This window comes from Rhizobium anhuiense bv. trifolii, from assembly GCF_024346605.1.
Taxonomy (GTDB): domain Bacteria; phylum Pseudomonadota; class Alphaproteobacteria; order Rhizobiales; family Rhizobiaceae; genus Rhizobium; species Rhizobium anhuiense.
Map to the genome: position 1 here is coordinate 4,627,980 of NZ_CP098803.1, position 25,972 is coordinate 4,653,951.

The following is a 25,972-nucleotide window of genomic DNA, read 5'->3' on the forward strand; positions in this document are numbered from 1 at the left end:
CCGCAGCCATCCTATCGTGCCGCCACCAGGCGGCACTCTGATCAGACTGAGGCGGTAGACGAAGATGAAGCGCGTCGCATGAAGCCCGTGCGACGCGCCGTGACGGCTCATCCGAACAGCGCGAACGTCGCCCTCAGCGTCACCCAGACACCCCAGAGCAGCGGAATGCCGACGACGGCCCAGGCAAGCATCGCCTTGGCGTCCAACCCGCCTGTGCCGATGCCAAAGGAACCGGTCGGGCCGGCATTGACCGCCGCAGACTTCGCCTGCAGCGCAGCAACCTCGTCGTCCGACATGAACCATTTGTCCGAAAGCGGCCTGATCAGCGAATTGGCGATGAGGCCGAGCGCCAGCATGCCGGCGAGGATATACATGGTGCCGGTATAGAGGGTTGGACCGGGTGCCACGCCGGCGGCGATCTGCGCTTCGCGGATATAGTTGACGACGACGGGACCGACGATGCCGGCCGTTGCCCAGGCCGTCAGCAGCCGGCCGTGGATGGCGCCGACGAACTGCGTACCGAAAATATCGGCGAGATAGGCAGGGATCGTCGCGAAGCCGCCGCCATACATCGACAAGATGATGCCGAAGGCGAGAACGAACAGCGCCTTGTTGCCCATGCCCGCAAAGGTCGGCGCCAGTGCATAGAGCACAATGCCGAGGATGAAGAAGCAATAATAGGTATTCTTGCGGCCGATCTTGTCGGACAGCGACGCCCAGAAGAACCGTCCGCCGATATTGAAGAGCGACAGCAGGCCGGCAAAACCGGCGGCGATCGTGGCGATCGATGCCTTCTGGCCGGCGTCCAGCTGGGCGAAACCGACATCCGGCAGGCCGATCAGCGAGCCGGCGAAGATTTCCTGCAGCATCGGCGAAGCCATGCCGAGAACACCGATACCGGCCGAAACGTTGAGGCAGAGCACGGCCCAGATCAGCCAGAACTGTTTGGTCTTGTGGGCATCGCGCAGGTGCACATGTTTGGTGGTGATCATCGTGCTCTTGGCCGCAGGTGGCGTCCAGCCGTCAGGACGCCACCCGGCCGGCGGGATGCGATAGCCGAAGGCGCCGCCCATCATGAAGACGAAATAAATCGCCGCCATGACGATGAAGGTTTGCCAGACACCGACCGAACTGTCGGTCTTGAAGGCATTCATCAGCAGGTTGGCAAGCGGCGCGCCGATCATCGCGCCACCGCCGAAGCCCATGATCGCCATGCCGGTCGCCATGCCGCGCCGGTCGGGAAACCATTTGATCAGCGTCGAGACCGGCGAGATGTAGCCGAGACCGAGACCGATGCCGCCGATGACGCCGGCGCCAAGCCACATCATCCAGAGCTGATGGGTGATGACGCCGATAGCGGCAAGAATGATACCGCCGCACCAGCAGCAGGCGGAAACGACGCCCGCCTTGCGCGGGCCGGCGCGCTCGAGCCAGCCGCCCCAGATGGCGGCGGACGAGCCAAGGAGGACGAAGAATAGCGTATAGATCCAGCCGAGGTCGGCAACACGCCAGTCGCAGGTGGTGGTGAACAGCGCCGAGGCGAGTGTCAGATCCGGGCAGGCCGTCGAGGCGGTGATCCCGAGCGACTTGGAAAGTGGCAGCCAGAACACGCTGAAACCATAGGCCATGCCGATGCAGAGGTGGATGGCGAGTGCTGCCGGCGGCACCAGCCACCGATTGAACCCAGGCCGTGCAACGATCCTTTCACGATCGAGCAGGCCCGAGCCCGCCACCCCGTCTGTACGTGTTTCGGCTGCAGTCATGAACAACTCCTCCTTGATTCAGACCTGGCTTGATTCAGACTTGTTATCACCGGCACATGCGCAGGCAGGTTGCTCCTGCCTTCCCTCCCGCATGGACCGATCCTGGCTAATCGGACCGAGAGCAATTCCAGGAAAAGTGGGAAACGGTTTTCCGTCCGAAATTGCGTAAAAACAAAAGGTTTGAAATAAAGACCTAAAGCGCGAGGAACGCGCTTTAGTGTGTCGCAGGCTCCGGCTTTCGGATCAGAGGCGCGGCCTGCAGCACCAGCGCATCCAGGCCGTTCTCCTCATTCTCCAGAATTTCGAACAATTGCCGCCGCATGCGCGGATCCCAGAATTTATTGATATGGGTGGCGACCCCCTGCGCGGCTTCGCTTTCCGGCTGGCTCTTGAAGAAGGTAGCGATTTGATTTGCCATATAGACGAGCTTGGTCTTGGTATCATGCGACATCGGCAATGCTTCCAGGCGAGATACGGTGCGGGTGGGTGAAAATCTCGAAATCCTCGCCGCGCACCAGCGCGACGAGCGTCATGCCGGCCGCTTCGGCCGTGCGGATGGCCAGAGCCGTCGGCGCCGAAATGGCGATGAGCACCGGGCTGCCGAGGATCGCCGCCTTCTGCACCATTTCGACAGAAAGCCGGCTGGTGACGACGACCGCGCCGTCCCCGCCTTTTTCGCCGGCGCGGATGACGGCGCCGCAGAGCTTGTCCAGTGCATTGTGCCGGCCGACATCTTCGCGCACGGCAATCAGTCCCCCGCCTTGACGATAAAAGCCGGCGCCATGCACCGCCCGCGTCTCACGATGCAGCGGCTGTGCCTCGTTCAGAAGCGAAACGGCGCGGACGATATCCGCATGCGACAGCGCCAGCAGTGATGGCGAGACATCAGGCACCGGCCGCACTGCCTGTTCGATCGATTCGATGCCGCAGAGCCCGCAACCGACCGGCCCCGCCATGCTGCGGCGGCGTGCCCGCAGCAGATCGGCGACGTCATCGACAAGGCTTACCTGCACATCGATGCCCTGCTCACCCTCGACGACTTCGATGGCCGATATCTCCGCCGGCCCGGCAATGATCCCCTCGGTCAGGCTGAACCCGACGGCGAAATCCTCGAGATCCGCCGGCGTTGCCATCATCACCGCATGCGAACTGCCGCCATAGGAAAAGGCGATCGGCACTTCTTCCGGGACGATGCGCGAACCGGTCTGCACGATGCCGTTGCGGCGGGCGGTTTCGAGAGCACGGGCAGTGACGGTGAAGGTCATGACGCGCGTTCCTCCTGACAGGGCCACCCCCGCATCGTCACTCCGCTGCCTCGAGATTGCCGGCGATGCGGCGCGATTGCCGCGCCTGCTCGTCATATTCGAGCTGCCATTCACTTGGCCCGTTGGAAGGCGAGACCTGCACCGCCGTCACCTTGTATTCCGGGCAGTTGGTCGCCCAGTCGGAGAAATCGGTGGTGATGACGTTCACCTGCGTATTGGGATGATGGAAGGTCGTATAGACCACACCGGGCGCGACGCGATCGGTGATCAACGCCCGGAGCGTCGTGTCGCCGGAGCGGCTGCCGAGCTTCACCCAGTCGCCGTCGCGAACGCCGCGCTGCTCGGCATCGTGCGGATGGATTTCCAGCCGGTCTTCCGCATGCCAGACGACATTCTCGGTCCGCCGCGTCTGCGCCCCGACATTGTACTGGCTGAGGATGCGGCCGGTCGTCAGGAGCAGCGGGAAGCGCGGGCCGGTGCGCTCGTCGGTCGCCACATATTCGGTGCGGATGAACTTGCCCTTGCCGCGCACGAAGCCGTTGACATGCATGATCGGCGAGCCGAGCGGGTTCTTTTCGTTGCAGGGCCACTGCACCGAGCCCATTTTATCGAGATAGTCGTAGGAGACCATCGCGAAACTCGGCGTCGTCGCGGCGATCTCGTCCATGATTTCCGATGGATGGGTGTAATTCCAGTCGAGCCCCATCGCCTGGGCAAGCTTCTGAGTCACTTCCCAGTCGCCATAGCCGTTGCGCGGCGACATGACCTTGCGCACGCGGTTGATACGCCGCTCCGCATTGGTGAAGGTGCCGTCCTTTTCGAGGAAGGTCGAGCCCGGCAGGAAGACATGGGCGTAATTGGCGGTCTCGTTGAGGAACAGATCCTGGACGACGACGCATTCCATCGCCGCAAGCCCGGCGGCGACGTGTTTGGTATCGGGATCGGACTGAAGAATGTCCTCGCCCTGGATATAGATGCCCTTGAAGGAACCGTCGACTGCCGCATCCAGCATGTTCGGAATGCGCAGGCCCGGCTCGTTGTTGAGCTTCACGCCCCAGAGTTTTTCGAAGATATCGCGCGTCGCATCGTCGGAAATGTGCCGGTAGCCCGGCAATTCGTGGGGGAAGGAGCCCATGTCGCAGGAGCCCTGCACGTTGTTCTGGCCGCGCAACGGGTTCACGCCGACACCAGGGCGGCCGATATTGCCGGTCGCCATCGCCAGGTTGGCGATCGCAATGACCGTGGTCGAACCCTGGCTGTGTTCGGTGACGCCGAGGCCATAATAGATCGCGCCGTTGCCGCCCTTGGCATAGAGCCTTGCCGCACCACGCAGATCCGCCGCCGGCACTCCGGTGAAGATCTCGGTCTCTTCGGGACTGTGGTGCGGTTCGGCAACGAAGGCAGCCCAGTCCTCGAACTCCGACCAGTCGCAGCGCTGGCGGATGAAGCTCTCGTCGTAGAGTCCTTCGGTGACGATCACATGAGCCAGCGCCGTCATGACCGCGACATTGGTGCCGGGCTTCAGCGGCAGGTGATAGGAGGCCTCGACATGCGGCGAGCGGACGATATCGGTGCGGCGCGGATCGATGACAATGAGTTTGGCGCCCTGGCGCAGCCGCTTCTTCAACCGTGAGCCGAACACAGGATGCCCGTCCGTGGGATTGGCGCCGATGACGACGACGACATCCGAATGCTCGACACTGTCGAAATTCTGCGTGCCTGCCGACGTGCCGAATGTCTGGCCGAGACCATAGCCGGTCGGCGAATGGCAGACGCGGGCGCAGGTATCGACATTGTTGTTGCCGAAACCGGCGCGGATCAGCTTCTGCACCAGATAGGTTTCCTCATTGGTGCAGCGTGAGGAGGTGATGCCGCCGATCGCCTCGCGGCCGTATTGATACTGGATGCGGCGGAACTCCAGCGCCACATGCGCGAAGGCCTCGTCCCAGCTCACCTCCCGCCAGGGATCGCTGACCTTTTCGCGGATCATCGGGTTGAGGATGCGGTCCTTATGGGTGGAATAGCCGTAAGCGAAACGTCCCTTGACGCAGGAATGGCCGCGATTGGCCTGGCCGTCTTTCCACGGCACCATGCGCACCAGTTCCTCGCCGCGCATCTCCGCCTTGAAGGAACAGCCGACGCCGCAATAGGCGCAGGTGGTGACCGCCGAATGTTCCGGCTGGCCGATCTCTATCACCGACTTCTCCGTCAGCGTCGCCGTCGGGCAGGCCTGGACGCAGGCGCCGCAGGAGACGCATTCGGATTCGATGAAATGCTCGTGCATGCCGGGGGAAACGCGCGAACCGAAACCGCGTCCTTCGATCGTCAGCGCGAAGGTGCCCTGCACTTCCTCGCAGGCGCGCACACAGCGCGAACAGACGATGCATTTGGAGGGGTCATAGGTGAAATAGGGATTGGACTCGTCCTTCGGCATCCATTTCAGATTGATGCCGCCGTTGTTGCGCGCCTTGACGTGATTATCGCCCTCGTAGCCGTAGCGCACGTCGCGCAGGCCGACGGCGCCCGCCATGTCCTGCAATTCGCAATCGCCGTTGGCCGCGCAGGTGAGACAGTCGAGCGGATGGTCGGAAATATAGAGTTCCATCACGCCGCGGCGAATATCCTTCAGCCGCCCTGTCTGCGTGTGCACCACCATGTTTGCCGCCACCGGCGTCGTGCATGAGGAGGGCGTGCCGTTGCGGCCCTCGATCTCGACGAGGCAGAGCCGGCAGGAGCCGAAAGCATCGACCATATCGGTGGCGCAGAGCTTCGGCACCTTGATGCCGGCCTCCATCGAGGCGCGCATGATGGAGGTGCCCTCCGGCACGCTGATCCGCTGTCCATCAATGGTGAGCGTCACCATGGTCTCGGATGTCGAAGCCGGAGTGCCGTAGTCGATTTCATGGATGAGAGACATGGTCGGTCTCCTTGCTTGAGATGGTGAGGTCAGCGCAGGCGTTCCATGAACAATTCGTCATTCCGCCGCCTCCACCAGAGGTGCCGGCGAAAAATCCTCCGGGAAATGCGTCATGGCGCTCATCACCGGATAAGGCGTGAAACCGCCCAGCGCGCAGAGCGAGCCGAACTTCATCGTGTTGCAGAGATCGGCAAGCAGCACCCGGTTCTTCTCCGGCTCGATGCCCTGAGCGATCTTGTCGGCCGTCTCCACGCCGCGTGTCGAGCCGATGCGGCAGGGCGTGCACTTACCGCAGCTTTCGACGGCGCAGAATTCCATGGCGAAACGCGCCTGCTTCAGCATGTCGGCCGTGTCGTCGAAGACGACGATGCCGGCATGGCCGATGAGCCCGTCCCTGGCGGCGAAGGCTTCGTAATCGAAAGGCGTGTCGAACAGCGCCCGCGGGAAATAGGCACCGAGCGGCCCGCCGACCTGCACGGCCTTGACCGGCCGTCCCGTCGCCGTCCCGCCGCCGATCCTGTCGACGATATCTCCGAGCGAAAGGCCGAAGGCCGTCTCAAAGAGACCACCATATCTGACATTGCCGGCAACCTGCAGCGGGATGGTGCCGCGTGAACGGCCCATGCCGAAATCGCGGTAGAAGGCGGCACCCTTTTCCAGGATGACCGGCACCGAAGCCAGCGAGATCACGTTGTTGATGACGGTCGGACAGTTAAACAGCCCCTTATGCGCCGGCAGCGGCGGCTTGGCACGCACGATGCCGCGCTTGCCTTCGAGACTGTTCAGCAGGGCCGTCTCCTCGCCGCAGACATAGGCGCCGGCGCCGGTGCGCACCTCGATATCGAAGGCGCGGCCGGAGCCGAGCACCGATGATCCGAGAATACCGGCCTGCCGGGCGATGCCGACGGCTTCGGTCATTACCGCGATCGCGTGCGGATATTCCGAACGCGTATAGACGAAGCCCTTGGTCGCGCCGGTGGCGAGCCCTGATATCGCCATGCCCTCGATCAGCACGAAGGGATCGCCCTCCATGATCATCCGGTCGGCAAAGGTGCCGCTGTCGCCCTCATCACCATTGCAGACGATATATTTGCGGTCGCCGGCGGCCTCGAGAACGGTCTTCCACTTGATGCCGGTGGGAAAACCGGCACCGCCGCGTCCACGCAGGCCGGAATCGGTGACTTCCTTGACGATATCGGCTGATGTCATCGAAACGGCGCGGCGAAGGCCGGCAAGGCCGCCATGTGCCTCGTAATCCGCAAGCGAAAGCGGATCGGTAATGCCGCAGCGGGCAAAGGTCAGGCGGGTTTGTTCCTTGAGGAACGGGAGGTCTTCAACCTCCCCGAGACAGAGCCGATGCTCGCCGCCGTTCATCATCCCGGCATCGAACAGAACAGCCACATCCCCGGCCTTTACCGGGCCGTAGCCGATGCGCTTGCCGTCAAGCTCGACCTCAACTAGCGGCTCCAGCCAGAACATTCCGCGCGAGCCGTTGCGCACGATCTCGGCATCGAGGCCGCGGGCGGCGATCTCCTGAGCAATCGCCTTTGCCACCTTTTCGGCCCCGAGCGCCAGCGCTGCGGCATCGCGCGGAACATATATCCTGACCGTCATCGGCGTGCCTCCGCAACGAGTTCCGCCGCCATCTGATCATCGATCCGGCCATAGACGTCGCCGTCGAGCATCGCCGCCGGCGCGCAGGCGCAGAGCCCGAGACAGTAGACCGGCTCCAGCGTCACGCCGCCATCGAGCGTCGTCTGATGAAAATCGATACCGAGCAGCGTCTTGACGCGATCAGCCAGGCCATCGCCGCCCATCGACTGACAGGCTTCGGCACGACAGAGCTTCAGCACATGCCGGCCGGCGGGATGGTCGCGATAATCGTGATAGAAGGTCACCACGCCATGCACCTCGGCGCGGGAGAGGTTCAGTTCCTCCGCGATGACGGGCATGGCCTCCTGCGGCACATAGCCGAATTCTTGCTGGACCTCGTGCAGAATGGGAAGCAGCGGCCCTTCGAGAAAGCGAAGATCGGCGACGATGGCACGTGTGCGCGCTGCAATATCGCCTTCGGCGATATGAATGGTCATAAGGCAGCCCTCCCGGCGGCTCGCTCGTTGCGGAATGGCGGGCTCCCCCGGCCGAGTGCCATTCCGCAAGCAGCATCTCAGGGAAGCAGCCGGCGATCAATAAAGCTATCACGTTGCACGATAGTTTTTTTCTATCAGAGTCCCTCGTCTTGTACGAGCACTCTCGCCTCGTGCAGCAGAGCCGAGACAAGCGGCGTGAAAGGCTCGCGATAAGGGGCAACGAGGCCGACCAGATGATGCGCCTCCGGCTCGACGATCGGGATCATGCGGATTTCCACTGGAAATCCAAAGGATTTGGCGACGTTGCGTGGCATGATGCTGGCCCAGCGTCCGGTCCTGACATGCGAGAACAGCACGATCATCGAGTTGGATTCGAGCGTCGGATGCACGGTGGCGCCGGCTTCCGTCAAGTGTCGGTTGATGATGCGGCGGTTTTGCATATCAGCAGTCAATAGACAAAGCCGAAGATCGCCGACCTCTCGCCAGGTCACGTTGTCGCGATCCGACAGTGGGCTGCCGGCTGCCGTGATCAGATGATAACGCTCGGCATAAAGGGGAACGGTGGTGACGCGGCCGAGCGGCTCGTTTTCGAGATAGGTGATGCCGGCATCGATTTCGAGATTCTCGAGCATGCTCAGCACCTGCAGCGAATTGCGCGAGACGATCGAGAAGGTCACGCCGGGATGCCGTTCCTGGAAGGGCGTGGTGATGCGCGAAAGCATGGCGAGCGCGGTCGGAATGGCGGCAAGACGAATATGGCCGGAAAGGCCGCGGCGTGCGGCGCGCATCTCCTCGCGCATGGTGCGGGCGTCGCCCACGATGCGCCGGGCCCATTCGAGCACGCGCTGCCCCTCCGGCGTCAGCCCCTGGAACCTTGAACCGCGCTGTACCAGCATGACGCCGAGTTGATCCTCGAGCTGCCGGATGGCCGCCGAAAGCGTTGGCTGCGAGATGCCGCACTCCTCCGCGGCGCGGCCGAAATGCTTTTCATTGGCAAGCGCGATGAAAAATTCCAGCTTGTCGATCATCCGGCCTCCCGCGCCATTTCGCGTCCGGACCTATCTTCGACATAGCAGCCGTGCTCCGCAAGGGCGGTCGCTAACAGTTTTCTGCAATCGGAAAAAGCTCGAACAGCGATTCGAGGAAGGCGAGCACGCTGACATTGCCGATGCTGTAATAGACCAGCCTGCCCTGACGGCGCGTATTGACCAGGCCTTCGAGCCTCAAGCGCGCCAGCTGCTGCGAGACCATTGCCTGCTGTATGCCCAGAATATGTTCGATTTCACTGACCGTCCGCTCCTCATTCGCCAATATGCAGAGGATGAGAAGTCGGGTCTGGTGCGCCAGCGCTTTCAGCAGGTCGCTCGCTTCATGGGCTTTTGCAGCGAGTGTGTGCAATTCCTGGCCGGTCATCCCCGGCTTGGGTTTGGGCAACGGCATGCGGTATCTCGGAAGGGAGGCGATGAGGTAGATCAGTACAATAGCATATTCGCACAAGCGAATTGGCCAAAATGACGAAATGCCAAAAAAGGTCCAAGCAAATCAGCAGATAAGCTGACCGCCATTGATCTCGATCACCTGGCCGGTAATGTAGCCCGAGAGGGAGGGAGCCGCCAGGAACAGATAGGCGGGAGCGCAATCCTCCGCCGTGCCGAGCCTTTGCAGGGGGATGGATTTTCTTGTCTGCTCCAGCTTTTCGCGGGAGGAATAGCGCTCATGGAAATCCGTCTCGATCGTTCCCGGTGACACGCAATTGACCCGGATTCCATCCGGTGCGAGCTCACGGGCAAGCGCCTTGGAATAGGTCGCAACGAAGGCTTTCGAGGCCGAATAGATCGAGGAACCGGGGCTGCCGCCGGTCAGCGCCGAAATCGAAACCGTGTTGACGACAGCGGCGCCTTCAGCCGCCTTTAATGCCGGCAACAGTGCGCGTGTCAGCGCCACCACCGATGTCTGGTTGAGCCGCACGATCGCCTCATATTCTGCGTCGGTGAGCGTGGCCGCGGGAAACCGGCCAAGCATGGTGCCGGCATTGTTCACGAGCACATGCACCCTGTCGAAGAAGGCGAGAACGTCTTCGGCAAATTGCGCCGCCCCACCGGCCGCCGAGAAATCGGCGTGCAGCAGCAGCGCCCGTCTTTCGGATTCAGCCGTCAGCAGGAAATCCGGCAGCTCGCGTCCCGGCTTGCGCCCGGTATGGACGATCACTTTTGCGCCGCAGTCCAGGAACTGCCGGGCCACTTCGAGGCCGATGCCGCGGCCGGCGCCGGTCACGACGACATTGCGATTTTCGAACAGTCTGGGATGAAACACGAAGCCGTCCTCCTCGCGGACAGTGCCGCCGGTTGCGTCACTCGCCCTTAACATATGAGCGCGCCGACCGAAAGAAAGGCAGGTACCGATCTTTCCCGGGAGACGCAGCCAAGTCTCCCTCTGGGGAAGGGCTCTAGCTTTCGGTCTCCAGAAGCCGCGCACCCGACCCCTCTTTGCCGAGCCGATCGCAGGGATTGCGCAACGGACAGCTTTCGATCGACAGGCAGCCGCAGCCGATGCAGCCGGTCAGACGGTCGCGCAGCAGGCTCAGCCGCCTGATTCGCGCGTCGAGATCATCCTTCCAGCGCGCCGACAGCACCTGCCAGTCGCCGACGGTGGGCGTGCGTCCCTGCGGCAGCGACTCGAACGCCGCCTGGATTTCCGAAAGCGGAATGCCGACACGCTGCGCCACCTTGATGATGCCAAGCCGGCGCAGCACGTCACGGCCGTATCGCCGCTGGTTGCCGCGGGACCGGATGCTCGAGATCAGCCCCTTGGTCTCGTAGAAATGCAGCGCCGAGACGGCAAGGCCGCTGCGCTCCGCCACTTCGCCAACCGTCAGAAGTCTGCCGAGCGGCGTTGCAGGAATCGTATCCATCGGCTCTTGACCTCAATATTAGTTGAGGTTTTATAACCCGTGCTTCGATAATCGTAAAGTCCAATCGCGACAAGGAGCAACGCATGAAAACACCCACCAGGCTGGCGGTCATCTATGGCAGCACGAGAGAGGGCCGCATCTGCGACCGGGTGGTCAAATGGCTGACGCAGGAGCTCGTCCGCTTCCCGCAATTTGATATCGACATCATCGACCCGCTCGATTTCGCGCTGCCGGTAAGCCGTGACATGGCACACCCCGAAATCGACAGGCTCGCCGGGCGGCTTGGCATGGCCGACGCCTTCATCATCGTCACCCCGGAATACAATCACAGCTTCACGGCCTCGCTGAAGTCGATCATCGATTTCTTCTTCGAGCCCTGGCAGGGCAAACCTGTCGCCTTCGTTTCCTATGGCGGCATATCGGGCGGCCTGCGCGCCGTCGAACAGCTGCGCCTCGTCTTTGCCGAACTCCACGCCGTCACGATCCGCGATTCGGTAAGCTTTACAGCACCTTGGAACCGCTTCGACACCGAGGGACGGCTCGACAATCCCACCGACGCGATGCGTCTGCTCGATCGGATGATGGCGAGGCTGGAATGGTGGACACGGGCGCTCGTCACTGCCCGCAGCGATAGCCCCTATGCCGACATCGCCGCCTGAGGCAGCAAGCTCCGGTTCCGTTCCCGGCAGGTACGGAACCTCGAGGGACACCCGGGCAGGACCTCCGTCCGGGTGTTCTCAACCGTAAGACATATCAGTCGATACCGGGCATGGCAGGCTCATCCCGACCGCATGGACGGGTTCGCAACTTTGCAGTTGCGGGGAGAAAACCCCGGTGATAGTTTCCGCGCCATTAACGGGGGAGCTCCGTATTGCCGGGGCTGAGATGTGAGGTGCAAGCCTCTGGACCCTTCAAAGCTGATCTGGGTAATGCCAGCGGAGCGAGGTTCAGATGTTCTCGGGCGCACAAGTGTCACTCTATCCGATGTCCGGCGATTTCGTCGGCATCATTCTCGATGCCGTCAAGGCGCTCGATCCCTATCGCGACCAGCTGCGCATCGAGACTGATGACATCTCTACGCTGCTGGTCGGCCCGCCTGACATTCTTTTCGCCGCCATGCACGATCTTTTCGTCACCGCCGCAAAGACCGGCGAACATTGCGTGCTGTCCGCCGCCGTCTCACGCGGCTGCCCCGGTGAGCCCGACGAGGCCATCTGCGGCGTCAACCCCTCCTCCGGCCAGGCAGAGCCGCTTGCTGACCGTATAGCGGCCGCCCTTGCCGCCGTTGAAATCACCGCCGAGACCGGACAGCCGACCGCTGCCCAATTCTCGCTCTACGTCATGGGAACCGGCACCCATATGGACGAGATCTATGGCTGCATCGACTTTCTCAAACGCTCCGGCACTTTCGACCGCGCCAAGAATTTCTGCACCAGGCTTTCTGGCGATGCCGGCGCCGTCTTCGCAACCATTCGTGAGGCCTTCTATCGCTTCGGCGACCCCGAGGGGCATGTGACCCTCGATATCACGGTGTCAGCCAATACAGCGCCGCGCGTCTTTTCAGACGCGCAAAGGACGCTGTAACACTTTAAATTGCTGCATAATTTTATCCTTAAATCGATTCCGATTTAAGGAATTATGCAGTGCCCGACGAAAGCCTGAAATCGAACGCCGATGACACCGCTACCACCACTGGGTTCGCGCCTTGCCGCGCTCCGCGCCGCTCTCTACCGGGGCATACCTGCCCTGCTCGCCGGCTGCGCCTTTTTGGCGGCATGGGAACTCTATGTCGATCTTTCCGGGATCAAGCCCTCCATCCTGCCGGCGCCGTCGCGCATCGTCATCCAGGGCTGGCTGAACCGCGAGGCGCTGATATCAAACACCTGGCCGACGCTCGGCGCGACGCTTGGAGGTTTCGCGCTGTCGCTTGCTTTCGCCTTCGCAGCCTCCATCCTCATGGATTTCGTGCCCTTCATGCGCCGGGCATTGCTGCCGATCTTCATCGCCAGCCAGACCCTGCCGCTGGTGGCGATCGCGCCCCTCGTCGTCCTCTGGTTCGGCTTCGGCCTGCTGCCGAAAGTGTTGCTGGTGGCGCTCGTCACCTTCTTTCCGCTGCTCGTCGCCCTGCTGCAGGGCTATGAATCGACCGACCGCGACATCGCCGAATTGCTGAATTCGATGAAGGCGAGTCGCTGGCGGATTTTCTGCCTGGCCCGGCTTCCCTCCTCGCTGCCCTATTTCTTCGCCGGCCTCAGAATCTCGATCACCTATGCCGTCGTTGGCGCGATTTTTGCCGAATATGCCGGCGCCGCCCGCGGCCTCGGCATCTATATCCTCAACGCCAAGAACAATTTCCGTCCCGATCTCGTGCTCGCCGCCGTCGTCGTCAGCGCCGTGCTCACGCTCGGCCTCTTCGGGCTGACGCTGTTGATCCAGCGCCTCGTCATGCCCTGGCAGCCAACCGGGGAGCGGCGCCGATGAGCGATACAATGGTTGAACTCGGTAGTATCTCGAAGTCCTTCGACGGCATGAAGGTGCTGGGCGACATTTCGCTCACCGTCGCAGACGGCGAGTTCGTTTCGATCGTCGGACCGTCCGGCTCCGGAAAATCGACGGTGCTGCGGCTGCTGACACAGGCGCTTCGACCCGATTCCGGCACCATGCTTTTCAACGGCGTGCCGCTGGAACAGGCACCGCATTCCTTCGCCTTCATGCCGCAGCGCGATGCGCTGATGCCCTGGCGCCGGATCATCGACAATGCGGCACTCGGCCTCGAGGTGAAAGGCATGAGCCGCCGCGCGGCCCGCGCCGCCGTCGCGCCTTTGTTCGAGAGCTTCGGCCTTTCCGGCTTCGAACACCACTATCCTTCCGAACTATCCGGCGGCATGCGCCAGCGCGCCGCACTGCTGCGCACCGTCGTCCAGACGCAGGACATGCTGCTGCTCGACGAGCCCTTCGGCGCGCTCGACGCGCTGACGCGCACGCAGATCCAGGAATGGCTGCAGGGCATGTGGACCGAGCACCGCTGGACGGCGCTGCTGATCACCCATGACGTTCGCGAGGCCGTGTTCCTCTCCGACCGGATCTACGTGCTTTCGGCCCGTCCGGCGCGTATCATCCGCGAATTCCGCGTTCCCCTGCCCCGTCCGAGAAGCATCGCCGACCTCGGCTCGCCGGCGGCCCAGGCGATCGAAACCGAAATCCTGCAAACCCTGCTTCATCCGCAAGAACAGGATGATTTTAGGCCGGTCGGCCCAAAATCTGAATCGCTGTTCTAATTTATAGAGTTAGAGCATGATGTCGTCCGAAACCGCCGACACTTTTCGGCATCATGCTCTAGAGACCTGAGGAGGTCACCATGCTGCTTCTCACCCGCCGCCAGACGATTTTCGCCGCCATCGCGGCAAGCCTTGCCGGCCGCACCGCCTTCGCCCAATCGGCGCCCGCAAAGGTTCGCATCGCGCTCGACTGGACGCCCAACACCAACCATATCGGCATCTATGTCGCCAAGGCGAAGGGCTTCTACGCCGATGCCGGACTCGATGTCGAGATCCTTCCCTTCACCGATACCAGCGCCGGAACACTGGTGTCGAACGGCGTTGCCGATTTCGGCATCAGCAGTGAGATCGAGACCCTCACGCAGCGCGCCGGCGGCGGTGACGTGAAGATGGTCTACGGCGTCGTCCAGACAGAAACCGCACGCCTGATCTTCAAGGGCGGACGCGACGACATCAAGAGCCCGAAAGACCTCGACGGCAAGACCTATGGCGGCTTTGGCGGCACCTGGGAGAGCGCGCTGATCTCCGCAATGATCCGCAATGACGGCGGCAAGGGCGACGTCAAGACCGTCACCCTCGGCACCTCCGCTTACGAGGCGCTGGACAATGGCTCGATCGATTTCACGCTGGAGATCTACACCTGGGAAGGCATAGCCGCCGAACTGGAGAACCGGAAGATCGGCCGCTTCCACTATTCCGATTATGGCATTCCCGACGAGCAGACGACGGTCATCGTCTCCAGCGACGCCTATCTCTCGGCAAACCGGGAACACGCCCGCGCCTTCATCCAGGCCACGCGCCAGGGTTATGCCTATTCCGTCGACCATCCCGACGAAGCCTGCGATCTGCTGATCTCTGGAAGCAATGGCGCACTGATGAATACGGAACTGGTAAAGGCGTCTCAGAAGGCATTGATCGAGGGGCACTTCCTGAAATCCGAGGCCGGCGTGATCGGTAAGCTCGATCCGGCAAAGGCCGAAGCCCTCGGCGGCTTCCTGCTCGAGAATGGGATTCTGGTCGACGCCAATGGCGCCGCACTCAAGGAGAAGCCGGACTTTTCCACCTATTATACCAACGAACTTCTCGACTGAGCCCAACGCCTGCCTTGCCCGTCGCGGCTTTCCGCTGCAAAGTCCGAGACCCGGAGCATGATGTCGTGCGAAAACCGCTCACACTTTTCGGCATCATTCTTTAGAGCGCCGCGCGTCCTTTCGGATGCGCAAAGGACGCTCTAACACTTAGAATTTAGGCATCGTGCTTTCCGAAAATCGATTCCGATTTTCGGGCCGATGCGCTAGGCAAGGCGGGGGATAGGATGCGACAACAGGAGAGACTGGCCGGAGCGGACTTTCTGCGCGCGACGGCCTGTCTGCTGGTGCTTGCCCACCACTTCGCGCTGCGGCTGGATATGCGCAGAATCCCCGACGAACTCGGACCGACCGCACATGTCCTCCGCTTCGGCAATTTCGGCGTTGCCGTGTTCTTTGTGCTCAGCGGCTTTCTTCTTGCCCATCCCTTCTGGCGCGCGCTCGACGCGGGCAGCAACCTGCCGAGCCTGCGGCATTACACGATCCGCAGGGCAGCGCGCATCGCTCCGGGCTTCTGGGTTGCCGCCACCATCAGCTTCGCCCTCAGCCTGAAGCTGCTTGCCCTGCCGCTGACACCGGAGCTTGCACTCCGCTATGTCTCCGGGCTGCTGTTCATGAGCCAGTGGCACTGGCGCACCTTCTTTCCTGTCGAAGCCGACGGGCCGCTCTGGTCCATTCCCTTCGAGGTCACCAGCTATGTGCTCCTGCCGGTCTGCTTTCTCCTGCTGTTTCGTTTGCCCATCCTGAGACAACGCCCGCTGCTTGCGCGCTTCGCCTGGCTATGCGTCATCACAGGCGTACTCCTGGCCCATCTGCTGATCCTCACCCTGTTTCCGCTCGGCGACATCGGACGCGGTTGGCAGTACGGCCTGCAGGGTGGGGCGAAGGAATGGATGCCGAGATATAATCCGATCGGCTTCTTCGCCGTCTTCGCGCTCGGTGCGCTCGCCGCCGGCCTCGAGACCATGCTCCCACGAAGACGCTCTTCCTGGTTCGATGCCGCAGCGCTTCTCGCCCTCGCCATTGCCGGCTACCGCCTCGTGATATCGCCCGGCGGCTCCGCCGAGGGTTACGGCTGGCTCGAAATCCCCTATGGCTTTCCGGTCTTCCCGCTGGCGGTCGGGGCGGCCCTCGGGTCGCTCAGCCATTCGCAACGGTTGGGCAGGCTGCTCGACAACGCGCCTGTCCGCTACGTCGCGAAGATCTCCTTCGGCATCTATATCTGGCAGGAGATTATCCTGCTATTGATCCAGAAGCTCGACCCGGGCTCGTTCGGCGCTTCCTCGGAAAATGTTGTGACCGGCTGGCTGCAGTCTTGCGGACTGGCGGCAGCGCTTATCCTTCTGGTAGCAAGCCTCAGCTACCATCTGCTGGAGAAACCGGCGATCGATTTCGGAAACCGGCTGACAGCTCGCCAATCCAATCGGGCTACTCCTTTCAAAGTATAAGTTTCCGGATAGCGCAACTACAGGCATTAAGGTTAACGCGAAATACTCCCATTTTTGGTGTCTTTAGGGTTACGGAATTCTTATTTATACCGATGACAAACGATACGTGACCATGTATCTGTCTCCTTGCTGTTCAGTATCGCATCTAAACTTGTGGACCTTGCGTAATGAATGCTTTTACTTCGAAGACGAATTCACGCTTCGATCCGTCTCAGCGTCAGGACAAAACCAAGACCCTGGTTATCGCGAACTCCAATATTCGCCAGCCGGATAGCTTTTCCCCTGTCGAAAGAAAAATGGCTGTGCGACTGAGCGTGAAGCGGTTGATCGACATCGTCGCCTCACTCAGCGCCCTCGTCGTGCTGGCGCCGATTTTTCTGGCAATCGCTCTTTTCATCAAACTCGATGATGGCGGTCCGGTGTTTTTCCGCCAAATCCGCTGGGGGCTGAACGGCCGGAAGATCACGATCTTCAAATTCCGATCGATGCGCGCGGAAGCTTGTGATCCCAGCGGCGTTCAACAGACCGTCAAGGGTGACAGCCGAGTGACCGGCATCGGCGCGGTGCTCCGCAAGACCAATATCGACGAGCTGCCGCAGCTCTTCAATGTCATCAGGGGCGACATGTCGCTGGTCGGCCCGCGCTGCCATGCCATCAACATGCGGGCAGCCGGCCGGCTCTACGAAGAACTGGTGCCGGACTATCATCACCGCCACATCATGCGTCCCGGCATCACCGGTCTTGCGCAGACGCGCGGCTGGCGCGGCCCGACGGCGCGACGGCTGGAAGCCCGCGCCCGCATTGCCTGCGATATCTATTATGTCAGGAATTTCAGCCTGCTGCTCGACTTGAAGATATTGTTCAAGACGATTGCCATCGAGCTACGCGGCGGCACCGGCTTCTGAGCCGAAGCCGGCCACTCGGTACACATCGGCAAAGCGGCCCCATCGGGCCGCTTCTTCATTTCAAGCCGCCCGCGCTATCGCGACAGCTGAACAGGCACAAAAAAGGGCGGCTGTTGCAGCCGCCCTTGATCGTCGCAGTCGATGGCGATCAATCCTGTTGGACGATGCCGCTCAGATGCGTCAGTTCCATGATGAAATGCTCGAGCTTCGACTTGTGCTCGTGCAGCTCGGCATGCTCGAGCTCCTGGCGGGCAGCCTCGATGCGGCGGGTCAGCTCGTCCTTGTGGAGTTCCTCGACCGGAACCGCGGATTCGGCAAGCAATGTGCAACCGGTCGGCAGGATATCGGCAAAACCGCCGAACACCACATAGTCCTGCTTCTTGCCGGAGGCCGAACGCACGCTCACGACACCCGGCTTGATCGTCGTCATCGTCGGCGCATGATTCGCCATGACCGTCATCTCGCCTTCAGTCGCGGGAATGACGACCTCGGTCACCATCTCCGACAACAGCAGACGCTCCGGCGAAACGAGTTCAAAGTTGAAATTGTCAGCCATCAGTGACTTACCTTCTCGGCTATGGCTTTCGCATCTTGCAATTTGGTCCCGCAGAACGGGCAGTGCATTATCGCTTGGTCGAGATAACCGAGGCCTTCCTCGCTCTGGACCAGACCCACCACCATCATCAGCACGCCGTTATCGGCGCGATAGATAGTCGGCGCGGCTGGTTCCGGAAGATCCACCACGACCCCTTTCAGGGAGTCGCAGCAGAATATCTCGTCTAGCGCGTCGCTCATTAAGCAGCTGTGAGCTTCTTGGCCTTTTCGACCGCTTCTTCCATCGATCCGACCATATAGAAGGCAGATTCCGGCAGGTGATCATATTCGCCGTTAACGAGGCCCTTGAAGCCCTTGATCGTATCTTCGAGAGCAACGAGCTTGCCCGGCGAGCCGGTGAAGACTTCGGCGACGAAGAACGGCTGCGACAGGAAACGCTCGATCTTGCGGGCCCGGGCAACCGCGATCTTGTCCTCTTCGGACAGTTCGTCCATGCCAAGGATCGCGATGATGTCCTGCAGGGCCTTGTAACGCTGCAGCGTCGACTGGACCTTGCGGGCGACTTCGTAATGCTCTTCGCCGACGACCAGCGGGTCGAGCATGCGCGAGGTGGAGTCGAGCGGATCGACGGCCGGATAGATGCCCTTTTCGGCGATCGAGCGCGACAGAACCGTCGTTGCGTCAAGGTGCGCGAACGAGGTTGCCGGAGCCGGGTCGGTCAAGTCGTCGGCCGGGACGTAAATGGCCTGGACCGAGGTAATCGAGCCGGTCGTCGTCGTGGTGATGCGCTCCTGCATCTGGCCCATGTCGGTTGCGAGCGTCGGCTGATAGCCGACGGCCGACGGAATGCGGCCGAGCAGAGCCGACACTTCGGAACCTGCCTGCGTGAAGCGGAAGATGTTGTCGACGAAGAACAGAACGTCCTGGCCCTGGTCGCGGAAATGTTCAGCGACCGTCAGGCCGGTCAGGGCGACACGGGCGCGGGCGCCCGGCGGTTCGTTCATCTGGCCGTAAACCAGCGCGGCCTTCGAACCTTCACCGCCGCCATGCTTGTTGACGTTCGATTCGATCATTTCGTGGTAGAGGTCGTTGCCTTCGCGGGTACGTTCACCGACGCCCGCAAAAACCGAATAACCACCATGCGCCTTGGCGACGTTGTTGATCAGTTCCATGATCAAAACGGTCTTGCCGACGCCAGCGCCGCCGAACAGGCCGATCTTGCCGCCGCGTGCATAGGGAGCGAGAAGGTCAACGACCTTGATGCCGGTGACGAGAATCTGCGATTCCGTCGACTGCTCGACATAGGACGGCGCATCCTGGTGGATGGCGCGCTTGTGAGCGGTGACCAGCGGACCGGCTTCGTCGACCGGCTCGCCGATGACGTTCATGATGCGGCCGAGCGTCTCGTTGCCAACCGGAACCATGATCGGAGCACCGGTATCGGCGACTTCCTGGCCGCGCACGAGACCGTCGCTCGAATCCATCGCGATGGTACGGACGACGTTTTCGCCAAGGTGCTGCGCAACTTCGAGAACCAGGCGGTTGCCGTTGTTGCTGGTTTCCAGCGCATTCAGGATCTTCGGCAGTTCGCCTTCGAAAGCAACGTCGACGACGGCGCCGATAACCTGGGTGACTCTGCCGACAGAGCCGATCTTGGGGGTAGCTGCCTCAGCCATTTTCTGACCCTCTTTTCCTAGCCTCAGAGCGCTTCCGCGCCCGAAATGATTTCAATGAGTTCCTTGGTGATCTGCGCCTGACGCTGGCGGTTGTAGCTCAGCGTCAGCTTATTGATCATCTCACCGGCATTACGCGTCGCATTGTCCATCGCGCTCATCTTGGCGCCCATTTCACCCGCGACGTTCTCAAGAAGCGCGCGGAAGACCTGGACGGAGATGTTGCGCGGGATCAGATCTTCAAGGATCGATGCCGGATCCGGCTCGTATTCGTAGACAGCGCCTGCATGGGCGGCATCTTCGGCCTGCACAGCTCCCGTTGAAGCCGGGATGAGCTGCTGCGCTGTCGGAATCTGGCTGATCACCGATTTGAACTCGGAATAAAACAGCGTGCAGACGTCGAATTCGCCGGCAGCATACATCTCGATAAGGCGTTTACCGATCTGATCCGCATTCTCGAAGCCGACCCGCTTGACGTCCCGCAATTCCTTGCGCTCGATGATCAGCGAAGCGAATTCGCGGCGAAGGATGTCGTAACCCTTCTTGCCGACGGTGAAGATTTTCACCGTCTTGCCCTCGGCAACCAGCTTGCGCACATGTTCGCGCGCGAAGCGCGCAATCTGCGAGTTGAAACCGCCGCAAAGACCGCGTTCGGCCGTGCACACCACCAGCAGATGAACCTGGTCCTTGCCGGTGCCGGTCATCAGCGCCGGCGCGCCATCGGCGTCGGTGACAGCCTTGGCGATATTCGCCAGAACTGCACCCATGCGCTCCGAATATGGCCGAGCGGCCTCGGCCGCCTCCTGCGCGCGCCGAAGCTTCGCCGCGGCGACCATTTTCATCGCCTTGGTGATCTTCTGCGTCGCCTTGACGGAGGCGATCCGGTTTTTCAGATCCTTAAGTGAAGGCATCCGTTATCCGTCCTAACTTAGGGCCCGATTACGAGAAAGACTTTGCGAAGCTATCGAGAGCAGCGGTAAGCTTGCCCCTGGTATCGTCGCTGATTGCCTTTTCCGTGCGGATCGCGTCGAGGATGGCGGAGCCTTCCGAACGCAGATATGAGAGGAAGCCCTGCTCGAACTTGCCGACCGAAGCGACCGGCAGCTTGTCGAGATAGCCGTTGACGCCTGCAAAGATCACGGCGACCTGCTCTTCCGTCTTCAGCGGCGAGAACTGCGGCTGCTTCAGGAGTTCGGTCAGGCGTGCGCCGCGGTTCAGCAGGCGCTGCGTCGCAGCGTCGAGGTCCGAACCGAACTGGGCGAAGGCGGCCATTTCGCGATACTGGGCGAGTTCGCCCTTGATCGAGCCGGCAACCTGCTTCATCGCCTTGATCTGTGCCGCAGAGCCGACGCGGGAAACCGACAGACCGACGTTCACGGCCGGGCGGATACCCTGGTAGAACAGGTCGGTTTCAAGGAAGATCTGACCGTCGGTGATCGAGATCACGTTGGTCGGAATGAAGGCCGATACGTCGTTGCCCTGCGTTTCGATAACCGGCAGAGCGGTCAGCGAACCGGCGCCCTTGTCGTCGTTCATCTTCGCAGCGCGCTCGAGCAGGCGCGAGTGCAGGTAGAAAACGTCGCCCGGATAGGCTTCGCGGCCCGGCGGGCGGCGCAGCAGCAGCGACATCTGGCGGTAGGACACGGCCTGCTTGGACAGGTCGTCGTAACCGATCAGCGCATGCATGCCGTTGTCACGGAAATATTCGCCCATGGCGCAACCGGCAAACGGAGCCAGGAACTGCATCGGCGCCGGATCGGACGCGGTGGCGGCGACGATGATCGAGTACTTGAGCGCGCCGCGCTCTTCGAGCACCTTGACGAACTGCGCGACGGTCGAACGCTTCTGGCCGACAGCGACGTAGACGCAATAAAGCTTCTCGCCTTCCGGACCGTTGTCGTGAATAGCCTTCTGGTTGAGGAAGGCATCGAGAAGGATCGCGGTCTTGCCGGTCTGGCGGTCGCCGATAACAAGCTCGCGCTGGCCGCGGCCGACCGGGATCAGCGCGTCGATGGCCTTGAGGCCGGTCGACATCGGCTCGTGAACCGACTTGCGCGGAATGATGCCGGGAGCCTTGATGTCGACGCGCGAACGGCGCGTCGCGTTGATCGGGCCCTTGCCATCGATCGGATTACCGAGCGCGTCGACCACGCGGCCGAGCAGCTCAGGGCCGATCGGAACGTCGACGATGGCGCCAGTCCGCTTGACGGTGTCACCTTCCTTGATGTCGCGGTCGGCGCCGAAGATGACGACACCGACATTGTCGGCTTCAAGGTTCAGCGCCATGCCGCGGATGCCGCCCGGGAACTCGACCATTTCACCGGCCTGGACATTGTCCAGACCATAGACACGAGCGATACCGTCACCGACGGAGAGAACCTGGCCGACTTCCGAGACTTCTGCCTCTTTGCCGAAATTTTTAATCTGGTCTTTGAGAATTGCGGAAATTTCCGCGGCGCGGATATCCATCAGCCAACCTCTTTCAATGCGAGCTTAAGGGTAGAGAGTTTGGTACGAAGAGACGTATCAATCTGACGGGACCCGACCTTCACGATCAGACCACCAAGAATTGACGGATCAACCGTGACGGCAATCGTCACGTCTTTGCCGGTAACGCTCTTGAGTGCCACCTTCAATTCGGTTTCCTGCGCTTGTGAAAGCGCATGCGCCGAGGTGACCTCGGCGGAGATTTCACCGCGATGGTTCGCGGCGATGATGCGGAAGGCCTTGATCATGCCCGGCAGGGCGAACAGGCGGCGATTGCGCGCCACGACCTTCAGGAAATTGGCGAAGAAACCGCTGATGCCAGCCTTCTCGCTGATGGCGACGATCGCCTTCAGCTGGTCGTCGGCGGAGAAAACCGGGCTTACGACGAAGCGCTTAAGATCGGCGCTCTCATCCAGCATCGCCTGGAAACGGTCAAGATCTGCGGTTACGCTGTCCACGGCGCCCTGCTCGAGCGCCAGTTCGAAAAGCGACGAGGCATAGCGCTCGGCAACGCCAGAAGTAAGCTGGGACGTGTCTGCCACTGGCACAAATTTCCCTGATTTCAACCCAAAATCCGGCTCTCGGCGGGCGCCGAACCTATGATCTTGAATTCGTTTTGATTTCCCCCAGAAATCACAAGAGAAGCCTCTTGCTTCTTCCGAAATTCGGGGTCCGTCTAACATAGGATGTTCGGACTCGCAACACGCGTAATGCCCGAATACGCCTTTCACATGAATTTCTGTCCGCAAAATTGCGCAATGGCCTGAAAGCAGGCCACGGAAGCCGTCTGCCGGCAGCAAGAGTTACGTCTGGGTGAAGCCGAAAACGTAGAGCAGTGGTAACGCGGCCAAAGCGATCTGCACAACCAGGAGTAAATAGTTGACGATATTACTCCCCTTATCGGACAGGATCGAGATGATCCGGGCAAAGGCAGCCATGGCGAAGGAGGCACCGAGCGCCATGTAGATCCAGTCCTGGGCGAGCATGATCGCCGACAGGCCGAAGCCGAGATAAAAGCCGCCCATCGAGCGTCCCTCGCCGAAGCCTTCCGGCCGCCCCTCCTGTGCCTGCAGACCGAGGAGACGGAAAGTTTGGCCCGGGGCGAACATCATGATGAAGCCGGCGAGCGCCGTGAAAGCGGCGGAGCAAAAGGCAAGCTGCTCGCCAAGCTCGGTCGGAAAATAAAACTCCATGCGTCAGCCCCAAATCACCCGGATGAATCAGTGTTTTATGGCATGCGCCGAAAAAGGAGGAAATGGCGACGTTCTGTTTTAGAGAAAACTCTGCGGATCGATATCCAGCTGCACCTGCACCGATCCGCGCTCCTTGGGCGATTGCGACAGCATCACCCGCAAGAACCCCTGCATGTCGGAGTTCCGCCGCCCGTGCACCAGCAGGCGGAAACGGTGGCGGCCGCGCACCAGCGCGAGCGGCGCTTCGGCCGGGCCGAGGACCGAGATGCCCGACACCTGAGGTGCGGCGTTGCGCATGCCGCGCGCATGGTTTTCGGCGTCGTGGCGGGTTTCGGCCGAAACGATAATCGAGGCGAGCCGGCCGAAGGGCGGCAATACGGCGCGTTCGCGTTCGGTGATCTCGCGCTCATAGAAGGCGTCGGAATCGCCTGACACGATCGCCTGCATGACCGGATGCTGCGGCTGGTAGGTCTGCAGCAGCCCATGGCTCTTGAGGCCGGTGCGCCCGGCACGGCCGGTCACCTGCGACAAAAGCTGGAAGGTGCGCTCGGCCGCGCGCGGGTCGCCATTGGCAAGGCCGAGATCGGCATCGACGATGCCGACCAGTGTCATCAGTGGAAAATTATGCCCCTTGGCGACGAGCTGGGTGCCGATGACGATATCGGCCTCGCCCTTGGCGATCGCGTCCAGCTCCAGCCGCAGCCGCTTCACCCCGCCCATGATATCCGAGGAAAGAACGATCGTTCGCGCCTCCGGGAAATGCCGCTCCACCTCCTCGGCGATGCGCTCGACTCCCGGCCCGCAGGCGACGAGATGGTCGAGCGTACCGCATTCCGGGCACGCTTCCGGCGTGCGCTCGGCATGGCCGCATTGATGGCATTGCAGCTGCTTGCGGAAGCGATGCTCCACCAGCCAGCTCGAACATTGCGGGCACTGGAATCGGTGACCGCAGACCCGGCAGAGCGTCAGCGGCGCATAACCGCGCCGGTTGAGAAAGAGCAGTGCCTGTTCGCGCTTCTCCACCGTCTTGCCGATCGCCCGGATCAGCACCGGCGACAGGAAGCCGCCTCGCTCCGGCGCATGCCGGCGCATATCGATGAGATGCAGGTCCGGCAGCGCCGCATCGCCGAAACGCGTCGGCAGGTGAACGGTGCTGTAGCGGCCGCTCTGCCCGTTGACCTGGCTTTCGACCGACGGCGTCGCCGACACCAGAATGACGGGAAAATCGCCGATGCGGCCGCGCACGACGGCCATGTCGCGGGCATTGTAGAAGACGCGATCCTCCTGCTTGTAGGCGGGATCGTGTTCCTCGTCGACGATGATCAGACCGAGATCCTCGAAGGGCAGGAAGAGCGCCGAGCGGGCGCCCGCCACCACGCGCACTTCGCCGGTCACCGCCTGGCGCCAGACCTTTTCGCGCATGCGCGGCGCCAGATCGGAATGCCATTCGGCCGGCTTTGCCCCGAAACGATCCTGGAAGCGCTCCATGAAACTTGCCGTCAGCGCGATCTCCGGCAGCAGGATCAGCACCTGCTTGCCGCGCTTCAGCGTCTCGGCAATCGCCTCGAAATAGACCTCCGTCTTGCCGGAGCCGGTCACCCCGTCGATCAGCGACACCGAAAACTCGCCCTTGCGGACGTCGGAAACGATCTCCTCGGCCGCCTGCTTCTGGGGTCCTTCGAGACGGGCTGCGGCAAAATCCGGATCCGGCATCGCCACCACCGGCGGCGGCGGCAAAAATATCGTCTCGAAGATGCCGAGCGTGATCAGCCCATCGACGACACTCGTCGAAACGCCCGCCGCATGCGCCAGGCCGCTGCGCGTCCAGGAAAAGCCGTCGGAGGCCGTGTCGAGCACCCGGGCGCGCGCCGGCGTCATCCGCTCCGGGTCGCCGCCGACGAACTTCAACCCCTCCACCATCGGTTCCGGCTCGAAGGCGTTCGGCGCCCGCAGCGCCATGCGCGCGACGAGGCCGGGCGGCGAGAGCGTATAGGTGGCCACCCAATCGATGAAATCCCGCATCTCTTTGGAAAGCGGCGGGCAATCGAAGACATGGCTGATCGGCCGGAGCTTCTTCGGATCGACGCCGTCCTCGCCGCCGTCCCAGACGACGCCGATCACCTGCCGCGGGCCGAGCGGCACCTGCACGACCGAGCCGGGCTCGACCGCCATGCCATCCGGCACCGAATAGGAATAGGGCTTTGGCGCCGGCATCGGCACCAGCACCGGAACCGTTCGGTTCGCGGGCGGTGCCTCGAAAAGCGCGCCAAAGAGATCGGACGAATCTGTGCTCATCGGGCGAGACCATGCCCGCAAATCGATGGAATTGGAACCGCAAAGACAGAGCGATGGGTTCCGGGGCGTCGCGACGATTTGACGACCGAAGCTCAGAGCGCCAG

At 61.9% G+C, this 25,972-nt stretch carries 25 protein-coding genes and 1 riboswitch; of the genes, 7 read left to right on the plus strand and 18 right to left on the minus strand.

The features are described from left to right. Nucleotides 1-107 precede the first annotated feature (107 nt). From NE851_RS31270 to soxR, 10 genes are all read right to left on the minus strand, one after another. Nucleotides 108-1,763, minus strand: coding sequence for an OFA family MFS transporter (locus NE851_RS31270; RefSeq protein ID WP_028756023.1), 1,656 nt, complete (start codon nt 1,761-1,763; stop codon nt 108-110). 214 nt (nt 1,764-1,977) lie between these two features. After that, on the minus strand, nt 1,978-2,214 hold the full coding sequence (locus NE851_RS31275) for a formate dehydrogenase subunit delta (RefSeq protein WP_028756024.1): 237 nt from the start codon (nt 2,212-2,214) through the stop codon (nt 1,978-1,980). Beyond that, a complete protein-coding gene (gene fdhD, locus NE851_RS31280) occupies nt 2,204-3,028 on the minus strand; it encodes a formate dehydrogenase accessory sulfurtransferase FdhD (protein ID WP_028756025.1) in 825 nt (274 codons plus the stop codon). Before fdhD ends, NE851_RS31275 begins: the two co-directional genes overlap by 11 nt. Before the next feature lie 37 nt (nt 3,029-3,065). Further along, the gene (gene fdhF, locus NE851_RS31285; RefSeq protein ID WP_047615527.1) at nt 3,066-5,945 is read right to left on the minus strand and encodes a formate dehydrogenase subunit alpha; all 2,880 of its coding nucleotides are present in this window, start codon (nt 5,943-5,945) and stop codon (nt 3,066-3,068) included. A 57-nt stretch (nt 5,946-6,002) separates the two neighbouring features. After that, entirely contained in the window at nt 6,003-7,559 is a 1,557-nt protein-coding gene (locus NE851_RS31290) for a formate dehydrogenase beta subunit (protein ID WP_254959696.1), read from the minus strand. Then, nucleotides 7,556-8,035 carry a formate dehydrogenase subunit gamma gene (locus NE851_RS31295; protein WP_047615529.1) on the minus strand — a complete coding sequence of 160 codons (480 nt, stop codon included), beginning with the start codon at nt 8,033-8,035 and terminating at the stop codon, nt 7,556-7,558. The genes NE851_RS31290 and NE851_RS31295 overlap by 4 nt, the downstream gene beginning before the upstream one ends. Before the next feature lie 134 nt (nt 8,036-8,169). Then, entirely contained in the window at nt 8,170-9,063 is an 894-nt protein-coding gene (locus NE851_RS31300; protein ID WP_254959699.1) for a LysR family transcriptional regulator, read from the minus strand. 70 nt (nt 9,064-9,133) lie between these two features. Beyond that, a complete protein-coding gene (locus tag NE851_RS31305) occupies nt 9,134-9,475 on the minus strand; it encodes an ArsR/SmtB family transcription factor (RefSeq protein WP_028756030.1) in 342 nt (113 codons plus the stop codon). 102 nt (nt 9,476-9,577) lie between these two features. Further along, the gene (locus NE851_RS31310; RefSeq protein WP_174824499.1) at nt 9,578-10,402 is read right to left on the minus strand and encodes an SDR family NAD(P)-dependent oxidoreductase; all 825 of its coding nucleotides are present in this window, start codon (nt 10,400-10,402) and stop codon (nt 9,578-9,580) included. Between the two features lie 79 nt (nt 10,403-10,481). After that, on the minus strand, nt 10,482-10,946 hold the full coding sequence (gene soxR / locus NE851_RS31315) for a redox-sensitive transcriptional activator SoxR (RefSeq protein ID WP_254959701.1): 465 nt from the start codon (nt 10,944-10,946) through the stop codon (nt 10,482-10,484). Nucleotides 10,947-11,029: 83 nt separating this feature from the next. On the opposite strand from soxR, the gene NE851_RS31320 reads away from it, so the two are divergent. From NE851_RS31320 to NE851_RS31350, 7 genes are all read left to right on the plus strand, one after another. Beyond that, nucleotides 11,030-11,605, plus strand: coding sequence for an NADPH-dependent FMN reductase (locus NE851_RS31320; RefSeq protein ID WP_254959703.1), 576 nt, complete (start codon nt 11,030-11,032; stop codon nt 11,603-11,605). A gap of 188 nt (nt 11,606-11,793) precedes the next feature. Then, nucleotides 11,794-11,907: riboswitch (TPP riboswitch) on the plus strand. After that, nucleotides 11,898-12,530 (plus strand): YkoF family thiamine/hydroxymethylpyrimidine-binding protein, encoded by a 633-nt coding sequence (locus tag NE851_RS31325; protein ID WP_254959705.1) that lies wholly within the window; start codon nt 11,898-11,900, stop codon nt 12,528-12,530. It overlaps the preceding riboswitch by 10 nt. A gap of 90 nt (nt 12,531-12,620) precedes the next feature. Further along, a complete protein-coding gene (locus NE851_RS31330; protein ID WP_047615999.1) occupies nt 12,621-13,427 on the plus strand; it encodes an ABC transporter permease in 807 nt (268 codons plus the stop codon). Next, nucleotides 13,424-14,224, plus strand: coding sequence for an ABC transporter ATP-binding protein (locus NE851_RS31335; protein ID WP_028755835.1), 801 nt, complete (start codon nt 13,424-13,426; stop codon nt 14,222-14,224). The genes NE851_RS31330 and NE851_RS31335 overlap by 4 nt, the downstream gene beginning before the upstream one ends. 80 nt (nt 14,225-14,304) lie before the next feature. Beyond that, nucleotides 14,305-15,315, plus strand: coding sequence for an ABC transporter substrate-binding protein (locus NE851_RS31340; RefSeq protein WP_047615541.1), 1,011 nt, complete (start codon nt 14,305-14,307; stop codon nt 15,313-15,315). Nucleotides 15,316-15,539: 224 nt separating this feature from the next. Beyond that, entirely contained in the window at nt 15,540-16,760 is a 1,221-nt protein-coding gene (locus NE851_RS31345; protein ID WP_254959709.1) for an acyltransferase family protein, read from the plus strand. A 167-nt stretch (nt 16,761-16,927) separates the two neighbouring features. Then, on the plus strand, nt 16,928-17,665 hold the full coding sequence (locus tag NE851_RS31350) for a sugar transferase (protein WP_028755838.1): 738 nt from the start codon (nt 16,928-16,930) through the stop codon (nt 17,663-17,665). Nucleotides 17,666-17,813: 148 nt separating this feature from the next. Here NE851_RS31350 and NE851_RS31355 read toward each other — a convergent pair whose 3' ends face one another. The 8 genes from NE851_RS31355 to NE851_RS31390 all read right to left on the minus strand — a co-directional run bounded on the left by NE851_RS31355 (nt 17,814) and on the right by NE851_RS31390 (nt 25,868). Further along, a complete protein-coding gene (locus NE851_RS31355; protein WP_028755839.1) occupies nt 17,814-18,221 on the minus strand; it encodes a F0F1 ATP synthase subunit epsilon in 408 nt (135 codons plus the stop codon). Beyond that, the gene (locus NE851_RS31360) at nt 18,221-18,460 is read right to left on the minus strand and encodes a hypothetical protein (protein ID WP_028755840.1); all 240 of its coding nucleotides are present in this window, start codon (nt 18,458-18,460) and stop codon (nt 18,221-18,223) included. The genes NE851_RS31355 and NE851_RS31360 overlap by 1 nt, the downstream gene beginning before the upstream one ends. Further along, on the minus strand, nt 18,460-19,896 hold the full coding sequence (gene atpD, locus NE851_RS31365) for a F0F1 ATP synthase subunit beta (protein ID WP_028755841.1): 1,437 nt from the start codon (nt 19,894-19,896) through the stop codon (nt 18,460-18,462). Before atpD ends, NE851_RS31360 begins: the two co-directional genes overlap by 1 nt. A gap of 23 nt (nt 19,897-19,919) precedes the next feature. Then, nucleotides 19,920-20,804: a F0F1 ATP synthase subunit gamma gene (locus tag NE851_RS31370; protein ID WP_028755842.1), complete on the minus strand. Its 885-nt coding sequence runs from the start codon at nt 20,802-20,804 to the stop codon at nt 19,920-19,922. Between the two features lie 28 nt (nt 20,805-20,832). After that, nucleotides 20,833-22,362, minus strand: coding sequence for a F0F1 ATP synthase subunit alpha (gene atpA, locus NE851_RS31375; RefSeq protein WP_028755843.1), 1,530 nt, complete (start codon nt 22,360-22,362; stop codon nt 20,833-20,835). After that, entirely contained in the window at nt 22,362-22,928 is a 567-nt protein-coding gene (locus tag NE851_RS31380; RefSeq protein WP_028755844.1) for a F0F1 ATP synthase subunit delta, read from the minus strand. Before NE851_RS31380 ends, atpA begins: the two co-directional genes overlap by 1 nt. 255 nt (nt 22,929-23,183) lie before the next feature. After that, the gene (locus tag NE851_RS31385; RefSeq protein ID WP_028755845.1) at nt 23,184-23,573 is read right to left on the minus strand and encodes an AGROH133_08824 family phage infection protein; all 390 of its coding nucleotides are present in this window, start codon (nt 23,571-23,573) and stop codon (nt 23,184-23,186) included. A 78-nt stretch (nt 23,574-23,651) separates the two neighbouring features. After that, nucleotides 23,652-25,868 carry a primosomal protein N' gene (locus tag NE851_RS31390; protein ID WP_028755846.1) on the minus strand — a complete coding sequence of 739 codons (2,217 nt, stop codon included), beginning with the start codon at nt 25,866-25,868 and terminating at the stop codon, nt 23,652-23,654. Nucleotides 25,869-25,972 lie beyond the last annotated feature (104 nt).